At 70.5% G+C, this 17,429-nt stretch carries 16 protein-coding genes; 3 read left to right on the top strand and 13 right to left on the bottom strand.

Annotation, left to right across the window (positions count from 1 at the left end):
- Positions 1-13: 13 nt before the first annotated feature.
- The 9 genes from Pla133_RS09045 to Pla133_RS09005 all read right to left on the bottom strand — a co-directional run bounded on the left by Pla133_RS09045 (position 14) and on the right by Pla133_RS09005 (position 9,391).
- Positions 14-637 (bottom strand): cbb3-type cytochrome c oxidase N-terminal domain-containing protein, encoded by a 624-nt coding sequence (locus Pla133_RS09045; protein WP_145064593.1) that lies wholly within the window; start codon positions 635-637, stop codon positions 14-16.
- Between the two features lies 1 nt (position 638).
- Positions 639-836 (bottom strand): hypothetical protein, encoded by a 198-nt coding sequence (locus Pla133_RS09040; protein WP_145064592.1) that lies wholly within the window; start codon positions 834-836, stop codon positions 639-641.
- Positions 823-3,126, bottom strand: coding sequence for a cytochrome-c oxidase, cbb3-type subunit I (gene ccoN / locus Pla133_RS09035; RefSeq protein WP_145064591.1), 2,304 nt, complete (start codon positions 3,124-3,126; stop codon positions 823-825). The genes Pla133_RS09040 and ccoN overlap by 14 nt, the downstream gene beginning before the upstream one ends.
- A gap of 436 nt (positions 3,127-3,562) precedes the next feature.
- On the bottom strand, positions 3,563-5,542 hold the full coding sequence (locus Pla133_RS09030; RefSeq protein WP_145064590.1) for a glycoside hydrolase family protein: 1,980 nt from the start codon (positions 5,540-5,542) through the stop codon (positions 3,563-3,565).
- 186 nt (positions 5,543-5,728) lie between these two features.
- Complete coding sequence (locus Pla133_RS09025; protein WP_145064589.1) at positions 5,729-6,544, bottom strand: prephenate dehydratase; 816 nt, start codon at positions 6,542-6,544, stop codon at positions 5,729-5,731.
- Positions 6,545-6,667: 123 nt separating this feature from the next.
- Entirely contained in the window at positions 6,668-7,411 is a 744-nt protein-coding gene (locus Pla133_RS09020) for a hypothetical protein (protein ID WP_145064588.1), read from the bottom strand.
- Positions 7,408-8,316, bottom strand: a complete 909-nt coding sequence (locus Pla133_RS09015) for a hypothetical protein (RefSeq protein ID WP_145064587.1) — start codon at positions 8,314-8,316, stop codon at positions 7,408-7,410. The genes Pla133_RS09020 and Pla133_RS09015 overlap by 4 nt, the downstream gene beginning before the upstream one ends.
- On the bottom strand, positions 8,300-8,980 hold the full coding sequence (gene elbB, locus Pla133_RS09010; protein WP_145064586.1) for an isoprenoid biosynthesis glyoxalase ElbB: 681 nt from the start codon (positions 8,978-8,980) through the stop codon (positions 8,300-8,302). The genes Pla133_RS09015 and elbB overlap by 17 nt, the downstream gene beginning before the upstream one ends.
- Positions 8,981-9,109: 129 nt before the next feature.
- Positions 9,110-9,391, bottom strand: coding sequence for a 2Fe-2S iron-sulfur cluster-binding protein (locus Pla133_RS09005; RefSeq protein ID WP_145064585.1), 282 nt, complete (start codon positions 9,389-9,391; stop codon positions 9,110-9,112).
- A gap of 193 nt (positions 9,392-9,584) precedes the next feature.
- Between Pla133_RS09005 and Pla133_RS09000 the strand changes: the two genes are divergently transcribed.
- From Pla133_RS09000 to Pla133_RS08990, 3 genes are read left to right on the top strand one after another with little or no spacing between them, the layout of a single operon-like run.
- Positions 9,585-10,355, top strand: coding sequence for a histidine phosphatase family protein (locus Pla133_RS09000; protein WP_419192274.1), 771 nt, complete (start codon positions 9,585-9,587; stop codon positions 10,353-10,355).
- Complete coding sequence (locus tag Pla133_RS08995) at positions 10,352-11,533, top strand: glycosyltransferase family 4 protein (RefSeq protein ID WP_145064583.1); 1,182 nt, start codon at positions 10,352-10,354, stop codon at positions 11,531-11,533. The genes Pla133_RS09000 and Pla133_RS08995 overlap by 4 nt, the downstream gene beginning before the upstream one ends.
- 56 nt (positions 11,534-11,589) lie before the next feature.
- Positions 11,590-11,871, top strand: a complete 282-nt coding sequence (locus Pla133_RS08990; RefSeq protein WP_145064582.1) for a hypothetical protein — start codon at positions 11,590-11,592, stop codon at positions 11,869-11,871.
- Positions 11,872-11,874: 3 nt separating this feature from the next.
- Here the strand turns inward: Pla133_RS08990 and Pla133_RS08985 are convergent, their stop codons facing one another.
- Genes Pla133_RS08985 through Pla133_RS08970 form a run of 4 tightly spaced genes read right to left on the bottom strand, consistent with a single transcriptional unit; the run spans position 11,875 to position 17,407 of the window.
- Positions 11,875-13,347, bottom strand: coding sequence for a glycosyltransferase (locus Pla133_RS08985; protein WP_145064581.1), 1,473 nt, complete (start codon positions 13,345-13,347; stop codon positions 11,875-11,877).
- Positions 13,348-13,389: 42 nt separating this feature from the next.
- Positions 13,390-14,709, bottom strand: coding sequence for a glycosyltransferase (locus Pla133_RS08980; protein WP_145064580.1), 1,320 nt, complete (start codon positions 14,707-14,709; stop codon positions 13,390-13,392).
- Positions 14,706-15,962, bottom strand: coding sequence for a glycosyltransferase family 4 protein (locus tag Pla133_RS08975; protein ID WP_419192273.1), 1,257 nt, complete (start codon positions 15,960-15,962; stop codon positions 14,706-14,708). The genes Pla133_RS08980 and Pla133_RS08975 overlap by 4 nt, the downstream gene beginning before the upstream one ends.
- Positions 15,959-17,407 (bottom strand): sulfatase, encoded by a 1,449-nt coding sequence (locus Pla133_RS08970; RefSeq protein ID WP_145064578.1) that lies wholly within the window; start codon positions 17,405-17,407, stop codon positions 15,959-15,961. The genes Pla133_RS08975 and Pla133_RS08970 overlap by 4 nt, the downstream gene beginning before the upstream one ends.
- Positions 17,408-17,429 lie beyond the last annotated feature (22 nt).

The raw sequence follows: 17,429 nt of genomic DNA, 5'->3' as shown, positions 1-17,429 counted from the left end.
CGGGTACGGGGCGCTATTGCGTCCCCGCGTCGGCGGCAGGAGCGCCGGAGGCGTTCGCCGTCGGCGCCAGCTCGGGCCAGGGCGCAATCTCGTTGCCCTGGGGCGCCTTGCCGTCCACCGGGTGCAGTCGCAGCGAGGCGACGTAGGCCGCCATCAGCACCAGTTGGGTGTCCGAGAAAGTCCCGCCCCAGGCGGTCATGCCCTTGGCCGGCACGCCGTTGCGGATCACGCCGACGATGTCCTCGACCTTGGTAACGTTGATCCAGGAGTCGTCGGTCAGGTTGGGCCCCACGTTGCCGGAGCCGTCGGCGCGGTGGCAGGTGGCGCACTTGCCCTTGAACTGGCTGGCCATCCCGGCCATGGCCACGTCGTCCTGCATGTAGCGCAGGATCGTGTCCTGGTCGGCGTCGAGATCACCGTAGGTGGCGATCATGGCCTGGGCGAAGTCGGTCAGCTCCTGCTCGTACTGGTCCTGGATCGTGCGCCCTTCCGCGCCGTGGAACCAGGCGACGTACGGGAAGCAGATCAGCACCGTCGCCAGCCAGGTGTAGACCCACCAGGCCGGCAGAGGGTTGTCGTACTCGCGAATGCCGTCGTACTCGTGGTCCAGCAGCAGTTCGTTCTCGGGTTCGCTCATGTCAGCGCACCTCCCGGGGCTCGACCACGTCGTCTTCGAGGGGGATTCTGGATTGGGGTTCGTAGTGCGCCTTGCCGCGCACCACCAGGAGCACGATCACGCCCACGAAGAACAGGAAGAACAGCACCGTGGCCAGGTCCTTGAGCCAGACCAGGCCGAGCAGGGCCGGCAGGCCGGCGGTCAGATCAGCGAGTACCACTGGGCACCTCCTTCGACGCGCCATTCGCGGCCGCAGCGGCCAGCTCGGCCGCCTTGGTGCCGGGGATCGGCTTGTTGATGTCGACCCCCAGGCGCAGCAGGTAGGCCACCAGGGCGATGATCTGCTTGTCCTGGAGGCCACTGCCCTCCCACTCGGGTCGCTCGTTCTCCGAGAGCTCCGCGATGAAGCGGTCGAACAACTCCTGGGCCTGGACCCGCGCCATTCCCGGCGCATCACCCAACTCGGGGCCGTAGGGCACGTCGAAGGCCGCCATCACGTCGACTTTGCGTTGGATGCCCTCGAAATCGAGGTCGTCCTCGAGCAACCACGGGTAGGCCGGCATGATCGAGCCCTGGCTCGTATCGGAAGGCCGGTTCATGTGGCGCACGTGCCAGGCGATCGAGGTGTTGGTCTGTCCCTCGCGCGCCAGATCCGGGCCGATCCGCCGCGAGCCCCACTGGAAGGGCCGGTCGTAGATGAACTCCCCGGCCTTCGAGTACTCGCCATAGCGCTCCGTCTCGTGGCGCATGGGCCGAATCATCTGCGAGTGGCAGTTGTAGCAGCCCTCCGACACGTACAGGTCGCGCCCGGCCAGCTCGAGCGGGGTGTAGGGCTGCACCGACGCGATCGTCGGCACGTTCGACTTGATCGCGAAGGTCGGGATGATCTCGAACAGCGAAGCGGAGACGACCGCGATCGCGACCCAGACCGTGAAGCGCAGGGGGCGACGCTCCCAGCGGCGGTGCCAGTCGGCGCGGAACCAGTAGTCGAGCTTGCGGCCGACGTTGGAGACGCCCTCCAGGGGGCTGTCCGGTACCGGCGGATCGACGAAGTTGCGGGCCAGGGGCGCGGCTTCGGCGACCTGCTCGGCGTACTTCGCCGGGCGTGCGCCCCAGGTGCGGATCAGGTTGTAGCCACCGATCAGCAGGCCGACGATGTAGAGCGACCCGCCCACGGCGCGCAGCACGTAGAGCGGACGCAGCTCCAGGACCGTCTCGAGGAAGTCCCCGTAGGACAACACCCCGGAAGCGTCGAAGGCGCGCCACATCAGGCCCTGGGTCAGGCCGGCGATGTAGATCGGGACGATATAGAGCACGATCCCGACCGTGCCGATCCAGAAGTGGGTCGTAGCCAATGCCCGGCTGTGCAGCGGCGCCTGGTACAGACGCGGCGCCAGCCAGTAGAGCATCCCGAAGATCATGAACCCGTTCCAGCCGAGGGCGCCGGCGTGGACGTGGGCGATGGTCCAGTCGGTGTAGTGGCTGAGGGCGTTGACGCTCTTGATCGAGAGCATCGGGCCCTCGAAGGTGCTCATGCCGTAGAAGGTCACGCCGACCACGAAGAACTTGAGGATCGGGTCCTCGGTGACCTTGTGCCACGCGCCGCGCAGGGTCAGAAGGCCGTTGAGCATCCCGCCCCAGCTCGGCATCCACAGCATCAGCGAGAAGAGCATCCCGAGGGTGCTCATCCAGGCCGGCACCGCCGTGTAGTGCAGGTGGTGCGGGCCGGCCCAGATGTAGATGAACACGATCGACCAGAAGTGGAGGATCGAGAGCCGGTAGCTGAACACCGGCCTCCCTGCCGCCTTGGGCAGGAAGTAGTACATCAGCCCCAGGAAGGGCGTGGTCAGGAAGAACGCGACCGCGTTGTGGCCGTACCACCACTGCATGAACGCGTCCTGCACCCCGGCGTAGACCGAGTAGCTCTTGGTCGCCGTGACCGGCAGGACGAGGTTGTTCGCGATGTACAGCACCGCGATCGCGACGATCGTGGCGATGTAGAACCAGATGGCCACGTACAGGTGGCGCTCGCGCCGCCGCGCCAGGGTCCCGAAGAAGTTGATCGCGAAGATCACCCAAACGACCACGACGGCGATGTCGATGGGCCATTCGAGCTCCGCGTACTCCTTGGACTGGGTGATCCCCAGGGGCAGGGTGATCGCCGCCGCGACGATGATCGCCTGCCAGCCCCAGAAGTGCAGCCGACCGAGCAGGTCGCTGAACATGCGCGCCTTGAGCAGGCGCTGGGACGAGTAGTAGATCGCCGCGAAGATGCCGTTGCCGGCGAAGGCGAAGATGACCGCGTTGGTGTGCAGCGGGCGCAGGCGGCCGAAGCTCAACCAGGGCAGGTCGAAATTCAGGGCCGGTGCGGCCAACTGCAAAGCGAGGAGCAGCCCGACCAACGTCCCCACCACGCCCCAGAGGACGGTGGCGAAGACGAATTTTCGGACGATGTCGTCGTCGTAGCGGAAGGTCTCGACCGCTGGCGAGGGAGGGACGGTGGTGGCCATGAGGGACTGGCGCTGTGGCACTTCGGAGGTCCGCGGCGGCCGCCCGCCGGCCGCCTGGATAACGAGACCTCCAAGTCGCCTGAAACCCTATCGCCTGCCCCGTGGACTCTGAGCAGCTTTTTCGACCCGTATATCTCCTTTGAGGCAAGGAGGCGCCCGCTGTCCAGACTCAGGCTCGGTCACGAGCGGTCGCAACCCCGTCAGCCGCCGGTCCGACGCGGACTTCGGCTCGGCGCTCCCAGACCTCCCCGGGCCGGCGGTTGGACGCCCACGACCCCTGCGCAGGGCGCACCACCTCTTCGCCGACGGTCGCCCCCTGACGACCCGGCTCGGGTCGGCCCCGTCGCCTCGAAGCGCTCCCCTCGTCCGGGTGCGAGTTCTTCTGGGGGGGCGGCTGATCCGCCCCCCCCCTCGCTCTCAGTTCCGAGCCCCTTGATCAGTGGATCGTGAATCCGCCACTCGCGGGCGACGGGCTCACGCTCGACGTGTTGCGTTCGGCCACGATCGTGCCCCCGGGATTGCCCCATGCGTGGACATGGTTGCCCGAGAAATGGATCTGGTCCACCCATTCGAGATCAACCAGGCTCGCCAGGTTCGCCATCCGGAACGAATCCGTCACACCGAGCGGCTGGACGTTCGAGAGCAGGAACGTATTGCCGACCACCGTCGCAGTCGTGGTGTTCGAGATCAGCAGGTCCGGGCCGTGCGTACTCCGCATCACGTTGCCGGTGATGACCGCGTTCTGGATCAGATCGGCTGAGGTCCAGTTCTGCGGCTGCTTCTTGGTGGTGGTGTGATAGACCGAGATAGCACCGCGGTAGAAGTCCTCTGGTCCCTCGCGCAGGGCGGCGTGGGTGACGTAGTTGCCGTCGATCGTGACGCCGCGAGGTACACCGGCAATCGGAGCGTCGGTAGTGGTGTTGTAGATCGCCGAGTGAACGGCGATCCCGGTCCCGACCGTATGGTCGATCGAGTTTCCGAAGATCGTCCCTGGTCCCGAGTGGATCATGGTTCCGCGACCTGCGATCTCGGAACAGGTGTTGCCACTTACCAAGTAGCCCACACCCATGGCATCGAAGTTCTCCATCCACGTGCCGACGCCCCAGCTCAGGGCTGGAGCAGTCGAGATCGCGAACGTGGAACCCGAGAGGTAGGCCGACGCCGTGACGGTCAGGTCGGTGTACGTGTCCCCGCCAGGCGTCGGCGAGTCGAAGAACGCGCGCAGACTATCGCCGACCATCGGCCCCGCGCCGCCACCGAGCACTTGGGTATCGACGATCAGATCGTGGGGATCTGCGCCAATGCCGTCGACTATCAGCCCGGCGCCGTGAATCGCGATCGCGTCGTCACCCGTGTGCGTGATCTCGCAATTCACTACTTCGACGACGCCACGAGGGCTCTGGAAGTGGATGCCGTCCCTGTTGGCGGAGAACAGACGGGGGATCGTCGCCAGCGCAGGGGTCGGGCCGGGAACGATGCTCACTCCCTCCACGACCGTATCCGTGGTGCCGATGAAGTGCAGTGCGAAGAACGGCGCGGAGTGGACGGTGACGTCCTCGATCACGACTCCCGTCGAGCGTACGACCCTGATCGCAACCTGAGTTCCGATCTGGGGCCTAGGGATCTTGATCAGGTCACCGACGGCTGCCTGGTCGAACCCTGGATCCATGTTCTGGTGGTAGAGCCTGTACTGCCCGGTCGGTGCATCGATCGTCTCGATCAGCCCGACACTGCGATTTCCGCAGCTCGGCTTGACGCTGAGCGTTGCCGGGTCGATGACCACGTTGAACGAGTAGTTGCTGAAGCTGCCGACCTCCGGCGGCCCGTACCCGGCCAGGATCTGCACGTCAGTCGTGCTGACGTACTTGGGTGGATTGCTGCCTGGAACCAACACGTTGTTCGCCTCCGCGATGATCGTCGCCATGGTGGAGGTCACGGGATCGCCGGCGGAATCCAGATAGTCCAGGCTGAAGTCGGACGCCTTGAAGTTCTCGGCTACTCGAACCTGGATGAAGCTGAGGTCGGCCATGGACTTCTGCCCGAGACCTTCCACGCAGAAGTCCGGTCCGTCCACCATGACGAACTCGGCACCGTTGCCCGAGAAGTGGAAGGAGTCGGCGACGTAGGCCGGATCGAATCCAGATCCAATCTCGAACGCTTGCGCGTGGGCACCGCAAGTCCCGCCGGAGGGTGCAGCCGACTTCAAGTGATACACGCCGTCCGAGAAGACGACGATCACGTCGTCATCGGTCGACGACGCAGCATCGATCGCCTGCCGGATGGCGATGGCATCGTCGTCGGAGTCATCGTTGGGCGTAGCACCAAAAGTGTCGACGAAGAAGGCGACACCGTTCCCGGGTTGGGGCGGAGGTCCGGACTGGGTCAGGGCGAGAATCGCCAGGGGGAGGCTGAGCATCTTCGAGAGTGGCTGGCGGGCTGAGATTGCGACCCTGGAAAGGTTGCTTGCGCCCGCCTCCTTCTCTCCCCAGGAACGGTTCGCCGAACTGGCGCGCCGCTGGGGCCCACTTTCCCTGGAGATGCTAGGTATTGAAACGAAGTCGTATTCGAGCGAGCCTCGGACTCGCCGACGGACTGCGCTCGATCAGCTCTCGGGGTCCCAGGAGCCCAGGTAGCGGTGCGGCAGGCGCGCGCAGGCCCGCTCGACCAGCTCCGGGCCGTAGCCGGCGCGATGATCGAACTCGACCAGGTAGCGCGAGCCGTCGCTGGAGCCCAGGAAGGGGGCGCGCACGCGGCTGGCGCCGTGGGCCTCGAGCTGGATCCGCAGGGTCTTGAGGGACCGGGGGGCGACGCCGGGACCGATCAGGGCGGCGGTCCGCCGCGCGCCGTCGGGCGAGGTCGGCTTGGCGGCGATGACCATGAAGCGGTTGGTGTTGTCCGCGTGGTCGGCGACGCCCTCGGCCAGCACCTGCAACCCGTAGAGGTCCGCCAGGGCCCGGCTGCCGATCACCGCCAAGGCGGCGTCGCTCGTCCGCTCGAGCTCGCGGGCGGCGTCGGCGGTGTCCGGCGAGGTGCGTGTGGCGACGCCCCAGCGGGCGAGGAAGTCACGGCACTGGGAGAGGGCGATCTGGTGCGAGGTCACCACGGCGATCTCGTCCAGCCGCGCCCCCGGCGCGCCCAGGAGGCAGTGGCGGATCGGCAGCATGACCTCCCCCACCGCGAAGACCTTGCAGTCCATGAGCGCCTCGGCGACCCCCGCGAAGGGGCCGGTGATCGAGTTCTCGACCGCCACCACCGCATGGCCCGCTCTTCCATCGTCCACCGCGAGGATGGCGTCGGCGGCGGTCGGGCAGGTCAGGGTCGGCGCGCCGGGCCCGAAGTGCCGCAGGGCGGCCTCTTCGCTGTAGGCACCGGGTGCGCCGCTGAAGGCCACGGGGAGAACGGTGGAGAGGCGATGCATGGGAGGCGAGTGTTCGGCGTCTCAAGGTCCGATCGGTCGGATCGGCCGGGAGCGTGAGCAGGTTTTGCGGTGGGGTAGGCGGTCTTGTGCCTGGCACCGTACGAACGCCTACCCGAGCAGCACTCAGTCGGTTGGACCGGCGGGCTGGGGGTGGACCCGGAAGCTGGCGGTGACCGCGTCGAGGGTCGGGCCGTAGCGCGCCAGCGCCGTGGGCAGCAGCTCGTCGAGGTCCTCGCGGGACTCCAGCCCCGCCAGGTCCACGAGGTTGACGACGCCCATGCAGGCCGCGAAGCCCTGCTCGAACTCGACCAGGTCCCGGATCACGAAGAAGGACCGCTCCCTGGGCAGGTACGGCAGGATCCAACCCTCGCGATGGAGCTGGTAGATCCAGCGCGAGCCCCGGCCGCCCGGCAGTTCGAGGGGTGCGTGCACCAAGAGCTGCGCCGGCCCCCCCGGCTGACGCGCGGCGGCCTGTTCGAAGCCCGAGACGGCGGCCGCCTCGAAGCTCGCGAAATCGGACGTGGGTCCGCCCGCGCGCGGCAACCAGGCCACCTCGACGAAGAACTCCGTCTCGAACGTGAACCTGGTCACCGGGGCGAAGCGCACGGCCTGGATCGGGGCCTCGGCCGGGACCTCCACGGTGATCGGAACGGCCCAAGCGTCGTACTCGTCGATCGAACCGTACGCGGCGAGCAGGGGCGGATGGGGCAAGGTCACGGACCAGGCGCCCCCGGGACCGAAGTAGCGCCCCTCCACGATCTCCCCCGCCAGTGCGGGGCGCTCGGGCTCGAGCACGTCGTCCAGACTGCCCCCGAATGCGACGCACGAGGTCGAGGCCAAGCAGGCGACCAGGACCGAGAGCCTCATCGCGCGGCCCCGGCCCGCGCGAGGCGCTCGATCTGCGGACCGGTCAGCTCCGCCAACAGCAAGGGCGCGGTCGGCCCGCTCGGCACCTCTGCCACGACCACGTCGCGGCCGTTGCTCGCGATCCACACCTCGAAGCTGCGCTTGCCGTCCACGACCGTGGTCTCCGCCGACCAGACTCCGCTCTCGCGAACGCGGGTCCGCGGATCGTCGATGTCGAACTCGAAGCCATAGCAAGCGAGCTCGCCCGCCAGGAGCCACGCGGGCCCGATCCGATCCTGCGCGCGCGCACCCTCGAGCGCCGTGGTCTGCAGCCGCAGGCGCACGCCGCGCCCGTCCTCGGCGGTCACCCACCGGCGCAGGACTCCGGTCGCTCTCATCTCGCCGTAGCCGACGACTCTGGCGTCCGGCAGGGCCGCGGCGGCGGGCAGATCCGACTCCAGCTCGGACAGATGGAGCTCCGACGTGGCCACGCGCTCCCCGCCCTCGCGCCGCACCACGTCGACCACGGTGGAGTTGCCGTGGTCCGAGGCGCGCACCTTGAGGCAGTAGCGCTCGCCAGGCTCGAACCGGGCGCTCAAGCGTTGGAGCCCCGCTCCCGTCCGCGGCCAGGGCCGGACCGACACGCGCAACTCCCGCTCGCCCGGCTCGATCACGACCGCGTCGGCGAACTCCGGCAAGACCTGGTCGTCCACGGCGTAGATGTGGGCGGTGTGCCGGGCGAAGGTCTTGTTCTCGTTGGTCAGGGACTCGACCTCCACCAGCTCCTCGTCGGCGTAGACCGTGTCCACGGGTACGAGCCAGACGGGCGTCACGCAGCCCCACAGGCCGAGCGACGCCCCCAACGTCACGCTCGCCAGCAGCGCGCGCGCGCCGCCGCGCCCCGGTCGCTCAGCGAGTGCGGGCATCGGCTCCAACCAGCGCGAGCAGCTCGCGGACCATGGCTTCGATCCCGTCGGCCGCCTCGCAGACGTTGGCCGCCAACATGTAAGCGGGGGTGCTGACCACCCGCCGCTCGCGGTCCACGTGGACCGAGCGCACGTCGCAGGTCACGTGGCGCACGCCCATGGCCTCGAGGGCCGCGATCGCACCGGGCTCGTTGCCGATCGTCAACTCGACACTCTCGCCGCGATCGCGAACCACGGTCGCCATGACCGCCGGCGCGATGCAGGCCACCGCCTGGGGCTTCCCGGCGTCCAGCATGGCGCCCATCAACCGCGCCACGCCGGGATCGACGACCGAGTCGGCGCCGTCCACCGCGAAGCTGCACAGGTTCTTGGCCGCGCCGAAACCGCCGGGCAGAACCAGGGCGTCGAGCTCGTCGGCGCCGACCTCCGCCACGTCGCGCACCGGCCCGCGGGCGATGCGCGCGGACTCCACCCGCACGTTGCGGGTCTCGGGCGCAGGATCACCGGTCTGGTGATCGATCACGTGCCGTTGGTCGATGTCCGGGGCCATGCAGACCACCTCGACTCCGGCCCGCTCGAGGGCCAGCAAGGTCAGGACGGACTCGTGGATCTCGGCGCCGTCGTAGACGCCACAACCGGACAACAGGACACCGACGCGGACCATGGAATTTCGAGGGATGGAATCAACGGATGAAGCCCGGGCTCGAGCACGGCCCGGGCTGGAACACATCCCGGGCTCGAGCACGGCCCAGCCGTGGGCCCGAGCAGTGAGCCCGGTGCCCCCCCCCCGCTCTCAGTCGACGGGGCGGATGCTGACGTCGCCCTTGATCACGAGCTGGCAGCCCAGGCGGGCGCCGTCGAAGTCCGTGGCCATCTCGACCGTGTCGCGTTCGTCGTCGCTGATCTCGTTCACGGCGCCGGGTGCGGCGGCGACGACGCAACGGCAGGTGCCGCAGCTCCCGACCGTGCAACCGAAGTCGTGGGGAACCTCGTTGTCCTGGCAGAACTCGAGGTAGCTGGTGCCGGCGGCGACGTCGTAGGACATGCCGGTGGGCTCGAAGGTGATCTTGGGCATCTGTCTCGGGGGGGCAGTGGGGATTCTCGAAGGCGGACGCGCGCGAGCGCCGGCCGGGATCGTGCCCCGTGCGTCCGCGATCTGCAAGCCGAGGCCGCGCGGGGCCAAAGGCGAGTCCGGCCTCGCCTTGTCGGCGCGGGTGGGTCGCCCGACCGGATCGGCATCGGGCCCGAGGGGTTACCCTCCTGCCCCGATGTCCTCCCCGCTCCCCCCGCCGCCCCACCTCGCTGGGCCTCGACCCGGCCTTGCGCGCGGCGCTCGCCTGTGGTTGGTGCGCCACGCCGAGGTTCACGCGGACTGGGTCGGACGCTCCTACGGCGGCGACCAGGACGTGCCCCTGTCCACCGAGGGCGAGCGGCGCAGCGCGGAGCTCGCGAGTTCGGTCGCACGCCTGGGGCCGCGCCTGATCTTGAGCTCCGATCTGAGCCGCGCCCGCCACCTGGCGGAGCGGGCCGCCCGCGAGGCCGCCTGTCCCCTGCGCCTCGACCCGCGCCTGCGCGAGGTGAATCGAGGCCGCTGGCACTCCCTGGACGTGGGTGACCTGCACCGCGACCGCGCCGCCGAGGTGAGCGCTTTCTACGCCGATCCGTGGCACTTCGACGGCCACGGCGGCGAGGGCGACGGGCACGTGGCCGAGCGGGCCTGGCCCCTGGTGCTCGGCGCCCTGGCCGAGGTCGGGGACGGCGTGCTGGTGATCGCCGCGCACTACAACGTGATCCGAGTCCTGACCGGCTGCGCCCTCGGCCTGCCGCCGGCGCGCTCCTTCGCCCTGCGCGTCGACAAGGGCCGCGCGGTGGCCCTGGAAGATTCGGCCGACGGCTGGCGCCTGTTGGCCAGCAACGTCGCCGATCCGGGCAACCACGACATCGGCGACGAGCACATGGGCGTGCGCCCCGGTGACCTCGCCGCCATGCCGTCGGCGCCGCCCGCGGACGCGCACGAAGGGAGCCGGCGCGACCCGTGAGAGTCCTGATCGCCTCCCCCTTCGTCCCCTGGCCCCAGGACTCCGGCGGGCGCATCCGCTCCTACCAGCTCTACGTCCACGCAGCCACGGAGGTCGAGGTCGACCTGCTCGCGGTGGACGAAGAGGTCGACCACGCGGGCGCCCGCGCGGCCCTGACGGGTCGTTTCGCGAACTTCGAGATCGTCCCGCGCGCGCGGGTCGGCGTACCCGGCCAGGCGGCGCGACCCAAGATCGAGCGTTGGTTCCACTCGGCCGAGCTGGTGCGGCGCGTGCGCGAGGCCGACCAGTCCGGAGCCTACGACCTGATTCAGCTCGACGAGCTACCCCTGGCGCGGGCCCTGCCCCGGCGACACCGCACGCGCACCCTCCTGCACCATCCGAAGCTGGACCTGGACTTCCAACGCTCGACCGCCACGGACGGCGGCCTGATGGCGCGCTTCGACCTGGCCAAGGTCGCCCAGCTCGAGCGGGCGGCGGCGCGGCGCTTCCGGCACCACCTGGTGTGTAGCGACGAGGACCGCCACCAACTTCTCGCGCGCCACGACGGACTCGACGTCAGCATCGTGCCCAACGGCTTCGATCCGGCGTACTTCGCGCCCCTGGCCGGACCGCGGGCGACGGACCGCGTGCTGTTCCTGGGCTCGCTCTCCTACGCGCCCAACGTGGACGGCCTGGTCTGGTTCGTGCGCGAGGTCTGGCCCGCGGTGCGCGCTGCGCGCCCCGCTGCGCGGCTCGAGGTGGTCGGCCGCGCGCCGCACCCCGACGTCTTGGCCCTGGCGGCGCCGGACATCGAGATCGTCGGGCCGGTGGACGACGTGCGCCCGCACCTGGCGCGGGCCTCTGCCCTGGCCGTGCCCCTGCGCGTGGGCGGCGGCACGCGACTCAAGATCACCGAGGCCCTGGCCATGGAGACTCCGGTGGTCAGCACCCGCGTCGGAGCCGAGGGCCTGGAGCTCGTGGACGGCCGGCACCTGCGCCTGGCGGACACGCCGGCGGCCATCGCCGCGGCCCTGGTCGAGACCTTGGCAGATCCGTCCAAGGCCGCGAGCCTGGCCCGCGCCGGTCGCATCGAGGCCGAGCGGCGCTTTCGATGGCCGGAGTTGGCCCACGACCTGGTGGCCCAGTGGCGACGCATCGCCGCGGGGACCGGGCCCGAAACTTCCCAGCCGGCGGGGTGAGCCCGGTCGGACCACCCGCTACAAGAACTCCCGTGACTGACCCCCACTCCCCCACGATGTCCTCCACGAGCGCCCACGACGGTCCCAAGGTGATGGACACCACCTGGCGCCGCCGCCTGCTGATCATCGACGCCGTCCTGATCGCCGGCCTGGGTTGGCTGTTGTGGACGGTCTACTCCGGCAAGCAGGCCTGGGACGAGGCCGAGGCGGCCCAAGCCGCGGCCGCCAAGGAGTCCAACCTGCGCGGCTTCCGCGAGGCCGACGACTTCTCCATCTCGGGCGAGCGGCCGTCGGGCGACGGGGAACTCGAGCTCGAGACCCCCGCCGACAACGAGTAGCCGTCAGCGACCGAAGAGACGCCCCAGGAAGCCGCGCTTGGCGGGCTGCTCCGGTGCGCTCGGCGCTGCGGGCTCCGCGTCGCCCCCGTCCGGCTCCGAGCGGCGTAGGTCCGGCCGGATGCCGGTCGACTCCTCCACCAGGTCGAGGTACAGGCCCTCGAGTTCGGCCGCCATCTGCGACGCCGTGCGCAGGCTCGACTCGTGTGACCCCCAAGTGGCGCGCGCGGCGTCGTCCGCGGCGAACCGGCGCAGGGCATCGACCCAAGCAGCGCGATCGTCAGCTGGCACCACCAGCCCCGCGCGCCCCCCTTCGGCCACCGCCGGCAGGGCGCCGCGGTCGCTGACGAGCACCGGCAGACCGGCGGCGCGCGCCTCGCGCACCGTCAGTCCGTAGACCTCTTCCCAGCGCGACGGTGCGGCCACACCGTCCACCTCGGCCAAGAGCGCGGCGAGTTCGCTGCGCGCGTACTCCGGTCGCAGCTCGATCGAGTCGTGCGCGGCGGCCAGGGCCTCGAGCCGCTCCACGTAGGAGTTGTCCCCGTGGAAGCTCGGCCGGTTGCCGGCGATCACCAGCCGCAGGTTGGGTAGGTCCGCCTCGACGAAGGCCTCGGCCAGCTCGGCGGCCCCCTTGCTGGGCAGGGTCGTGCCGAACAATCCCAGTCGCAGGGGCTCGTCGGCCGGACGCGGCGGCGCGGCCGCGCGCAGGCGGGCGACCTCCGCGGCCAGGTCCTCGGCCTCGACTCCGTTCTCCACCACGCGAATGCGCCCCTTCTGCACTCCTGCCGACTCGTACACCGCCCGCGCCGCCTCCGAGGGAGCGACCAACAGGCCCGGCAGCGCCAGAGCCCCCAGGGCGTACTCGCGGTGGGCACGCACGGCCGCCAGGTCGTCGGTCAGGGTTTCGCCGAGGGGTCCGACGGCCGCGCCGCCCCCCGACGGCAACAGGTGTTTCCAACTCGACGCGATGTCCGCGGTCAGTCCCTCGAGGTCGTTCGCGTCGCGCGCGTGGCCGTCGCTGCCGAAGAGTTGCCCGCGAGGGTCGAGCAGCCAGTAGTCGTGCAGGGTCAGGGCCAGGGGCTGGCCCACGTCGTGCACCGCGTGCAGGGCGCTGGCGCCGAAGCCCGTCACGTGGTGCACGTGGATCAGATCGCAGGGCGTCTCCGCCATCCAACCCAGGATCACGTTGCGCAGGCCGTCGTGGACCATCAGGTCGGCGAGCTTCGCGTGGTCGCCGTAGGCGTAGGCCACGCGCCGCACCTCGACGCCGTCCACGTCGCTGTCGAAGGTCGACAGGGGCTCGAGCTCGCCGCGCGTGTCGAGGCACAGCACGTAGACCTGGTGACCGCGCGCGATGAACTCGCGCGCCAGGTCGGCGGTGTGGCTGGGCACGCCGCCCACGTCGGGCGGCCAGCCCATGGCGATCAGTCCGATGTTCAGGCCGCGGCCGCGGGCGTACTGGAAGGTGTCGGCGGGCATCTGGGAGTGGGGCTCGGAGCGGCGCGTCGGCGCGCGCGGGAATCAGTGGGCGACGCGGTCGTAGATCCCTTCGAGCACGTCCAGGTGCTCGTCGAGTCCGACCGGCAGGGACGGGTTCGGGTGGCGGCCCAGGCGGCCGAGGATGACCTCGCGCATCGCGTCGGCCAGGGCGGCGGCGTCGCCCGGCGGGAACAGCAGCCCGTGCTCCCCGTGCTCGATGACCTCGGAGATGCCGCGCACGTCGCTGGCCAACATCGGAATCCCCGCGGCCCGCGCCTGCAGGCAGGTCAGCGGCGCGTTCTCGTCCCACAGGGACGGCATGATCAGCGCGTGCAGCTCCGCCAGAACGGTCGGCGCCTGCTCCGGCGAGAAGGCCTTCATGGTCACCATGCGCGGCGAGAGCTTGCCCAGCACGCGTGGCGCGTAGCGCGTGTGGCGGCCACCCGCGGCCGAACCGTACAGGCGCACGAACCACGGCTCGACGGACTCGGGCAGGCGGTGCTGCAGGATGTGGACGGCCTCCACCAACACGTCGAGACCCTTGTGCGGCGTGAACTGCCCCAGGTAGCCGAAGACCACTGGCTCCGCGGGCGGCGCCGTGCGCGCGGCGTGGTAGGGGCGGTCATCGATCCCGTAGACCAGGTCGGTCATGCGATCGGCCGGCACGCCGGAGCGGGCGAAGGCCTCGCCCAGGACGCGCGTGGGCAGGATCACGTGGTCGACGGCGGCCAGGGCCTCGGCCACCCGCGCGGCGCGCTGCTCCAGGTCGGCGGTGGTGACGACCATGCCCAGGCCCCCCATCGCCGCCAAGCCGGCCACCAGGGCGCGGCGCAGGGCGCGTTCCACCGGCGGAGCGTCGTCGCGCGAGAACTCCCGCACGCAGCGCGCGCAGACCTCGGCCGGGTGCGGTCCACCGCAGCGACGGTAGTGCCAATCGAACATCTGCCCGCGGTGGCACAACAGGCCGTAGTCCGTGGTGGTCAGCACCGTCGACAGGCCGCGCGCGCGCGCGACCTCGGGCATCCCGATCGACAGACCCCAGAGCAGGTAGGTGAAGTGCACCAGCTCGGGCTGCCAGCGCTCGATCACCTCGCCAAAGACGCGATCGACTTGCCGGTTCGAATAGGAATCGTCGAAGGCCTTGCCCGGATCGCCCGTGTTGTGGAGCAGGAACACGTCCACGTCGCCCTCGCCCTTGACCTCTTCGACGGTGTAGCGCGGCGACGAGCCCGAGCGATCGGGGTGCAGCACGGCGACCTCGTGCCCGCGCTCGCGCAGGCCGGCGACCATTTGCGCCGTGTAGAACTCGGTGCCCCAGCGACCGCGCGGCGGGAAGCCGTTGGAGACGACGAGGATCCTCATCGCTTCGCCCCCCCGATCCCGTCGGCGCTCTCGACCAGGATCGCCTCCAGCCCTTCGAGGAAGCGATCGATCGAGAAGTGGGTGCGCGCGTGGACGCGGGCATCCGCTGCCAGGCGCTCGCGCAGGAGTTCGTCGCGGTCCAGGCGCACGAAGGCGTCGGCCATGGCGCGGGGGTCGCCCGCCGGCACCAGGAGCCCGCTCGCGTCGTGCTCGAACTGCTCGGGGGTGCCGCCCGCGTCGGTGGCGACCAGGGCCAGACCGAAGGCCATGGCCTCCATGGGCCCGCGCGCGTAGGGCTCGTGCCACAGGCTGGGGAAGGCGAACACGTGGCTGGTTCGCAGCAGTCCGTCGAGCTCGGTCTGGGGCAGCAGGCCGAGGAACTCGACCCGACCCCCGAGGGCCGGCACTCCGGCGAGGCGGCGCAGGCGTTGGAGGTACTCGCCCTCGCCGCCGCCGGCCAGGCGCAGTTGCAGGTCGACGCCCTGCTCCACGGCGAGCGCTGCCGCTTCGAGCAGCACGTGCACGCCCTTGCCCTCCCACAGCATGGACGTAGACGCGATCCGCAGGGGCTCGCCCTGCCGGCGCACGGCGATCGAATGGGCGAAGGCGCGCTCCTCGATCGCGGGGGTGATGCCGGTGGGCAGGCGCTCCACGATGGCCGGGTCCAGTCCCTCGGCCGCGAGGGCCCCGCGCATGGCGTCGCTGGGCGTCAGCACACGCCCCCAACCCACGTGGCGCGACCACAGGCGCCAGGCCAGCTCCAAGAGACGCAACCGCCCGGTCTTGCCGCCGCGCTCGCGCCAGTCGCGCAGCCAGTGGTTGCCCGGCCACAGGTCACAGACGATGCCGACCCGCGGCAGTCCGGCGCGCTTGGCGGCCAGGAGCGGTGCGAGCGAGACCAGCGCCAGGTTGAGGTACAGGAACACGTCCGGTCGGACGGCCTGGATCACGCGCCGGGTCGCCTCGGCATTGGCCGGGCGATGGAAGTGCAGCTTGAGCCGTTCGAGGTTGCCGCTGCGATAGCCGAGCTCGAACAGGTTCTCGTCCGTGTCGATCGCGGGGGCGAGCCGCGGATGACAACCCTCGATCCCGGCCAGATCGGCGCTGTTGCCGCACAGGACATCCACCCGGTGACCCCGGGCGCGCAGGCCCTCGGCCACGTCCTGGGCCAACTGCTCGTACCCGCCGGCCACGTGGGGCGGGTAGCGCAGGGTGGCCAACAGAACGCGAAGCGGCCGCACGCCGTCCTTCAAGGCGCGTCCTCCGGCGCCTCGGGCAGGAAGAAAGGCGTCGCCACCTGGACCTCCGAGCGCAGGTTCTCCACGTGTCCGATCCAACTGCTCCCTGCGCGGCGCAGGCGGGCGCGCGCGGTCGTGCGCGGCGGTGTTCCGTAGAGCGCGGGGTAGGGATCGTCGAACCAGCGGTAGTGCAGCTCGAGGACCTCGCCCGGTTGCTCGGGGGTGAATCCGTACCAGGCTTCGACCAGGCGCTCGGAGGCCTCGGTCGGGAAGACGACCTCCAGGGCCCAGTCGTGCTCGAAGACGGCGTAGCCCCCCTGGATGGCGCAGGAGGCGAAGGCGTACTCGCGTGGCGGCGCCTCGGCCTCGCCGCGCGCGACGGCGAGTTGGCTGAGCCCCAGCATCCGCGGCGGGATCGGAACGCCGCACAGCTCGAGCAGCGTCGGCGCCACGTCACACAGGCTGGCGACGGAGTCCACGCGCACGCCGCCCGCCAGGGCGCGATCGGCGGCCGGCTTCAGGATCCAAGGCACATGCAGGTCGGCCGCGGACAGCCGGCCGTGGTCCAGCAGCATCCCGGCCTCGCCGAACTGCACGCCGTAGCTACCCACGATGCAGATCGTCGTGTTCTCCAGGCGACCGTCGGCGTCCAGGTCGCGCAGGAGCCGGGCGAGGTTCTCGTCGAGGCTGCGTAGGGAGCCGTCGTAGCGCGCCTCCTGCTGGCCGAGGGTGAACGACCCGCCGAGCCAACGGGACGGCGGGATCGCGAACAGGCAGGGGTCGCTGCCCCCCACCGGCGGGATCATGTCGAGCTCCGGACGCGGCTCGAAGTAGGTGTCGCGCATGGCGTCCGGCTCGATCCAGATGCGCTCCAGATCGGCCAGGTGCACGAAGCTGAACCAGTCCTCGTCGCGGTCCACCCCGCGCAGCCACTGACGCAGGCGGAAGGACTGGCTGTCGATGCCGCGCGCCTGGGGATCGTCGGCCTCCCAGCCGTGCACGTAGGTGTGGAAGCCCGCGTCGAAGCCGAAGCCGCCGGCCAGCTCGGGATCGTCCACGAACGCCGCCGTGCGGTAGCCGGCCACGGCCAACTCGACCGCCAGGCGCGGCACCTCGCGCGGGATGTTCCAGGCCTGGTCCAGGGTCGCCTCGCGCCACTGGGGCACCATGCGGCGGGACAGGTTCGGGTCCGAACCGGTCAGCAGCGCCGCGTGGGAGGGCAGGCGCAGGGGCGAGGCCGCCAGGGCGCGCTCGAACAGGACCCCGCCGGCCGCGAGCTCGTCGAGCCCCGGCGTGGTCTGCCGGTCGTAGCCGTAGCTCGACAGGTGATCGGCGCGCAGGGACTCCACCGCGATCAGAAGCACCCCGTGCCCAGGGCTCCCGTCCCCGCCCACGCCGCACCCGCAGAGCGGCAGCGCGGCCAGGCTCGAGACGAGCAGGGATCGGACGGGGACGCGCATGGGCCTGGAGGATCGCCCGCGG

The organism is Engelhardtia mirabilis, from assembly GCF_007748095.1.
In the GTDB taxonomy this organism is placed as follows: domain Bacteria; phylum Planctomycetota; class UBA1135; order UBA1135.
This window is presented reverse-complemented; position numbering and strand designations above follow the sequence as displayed.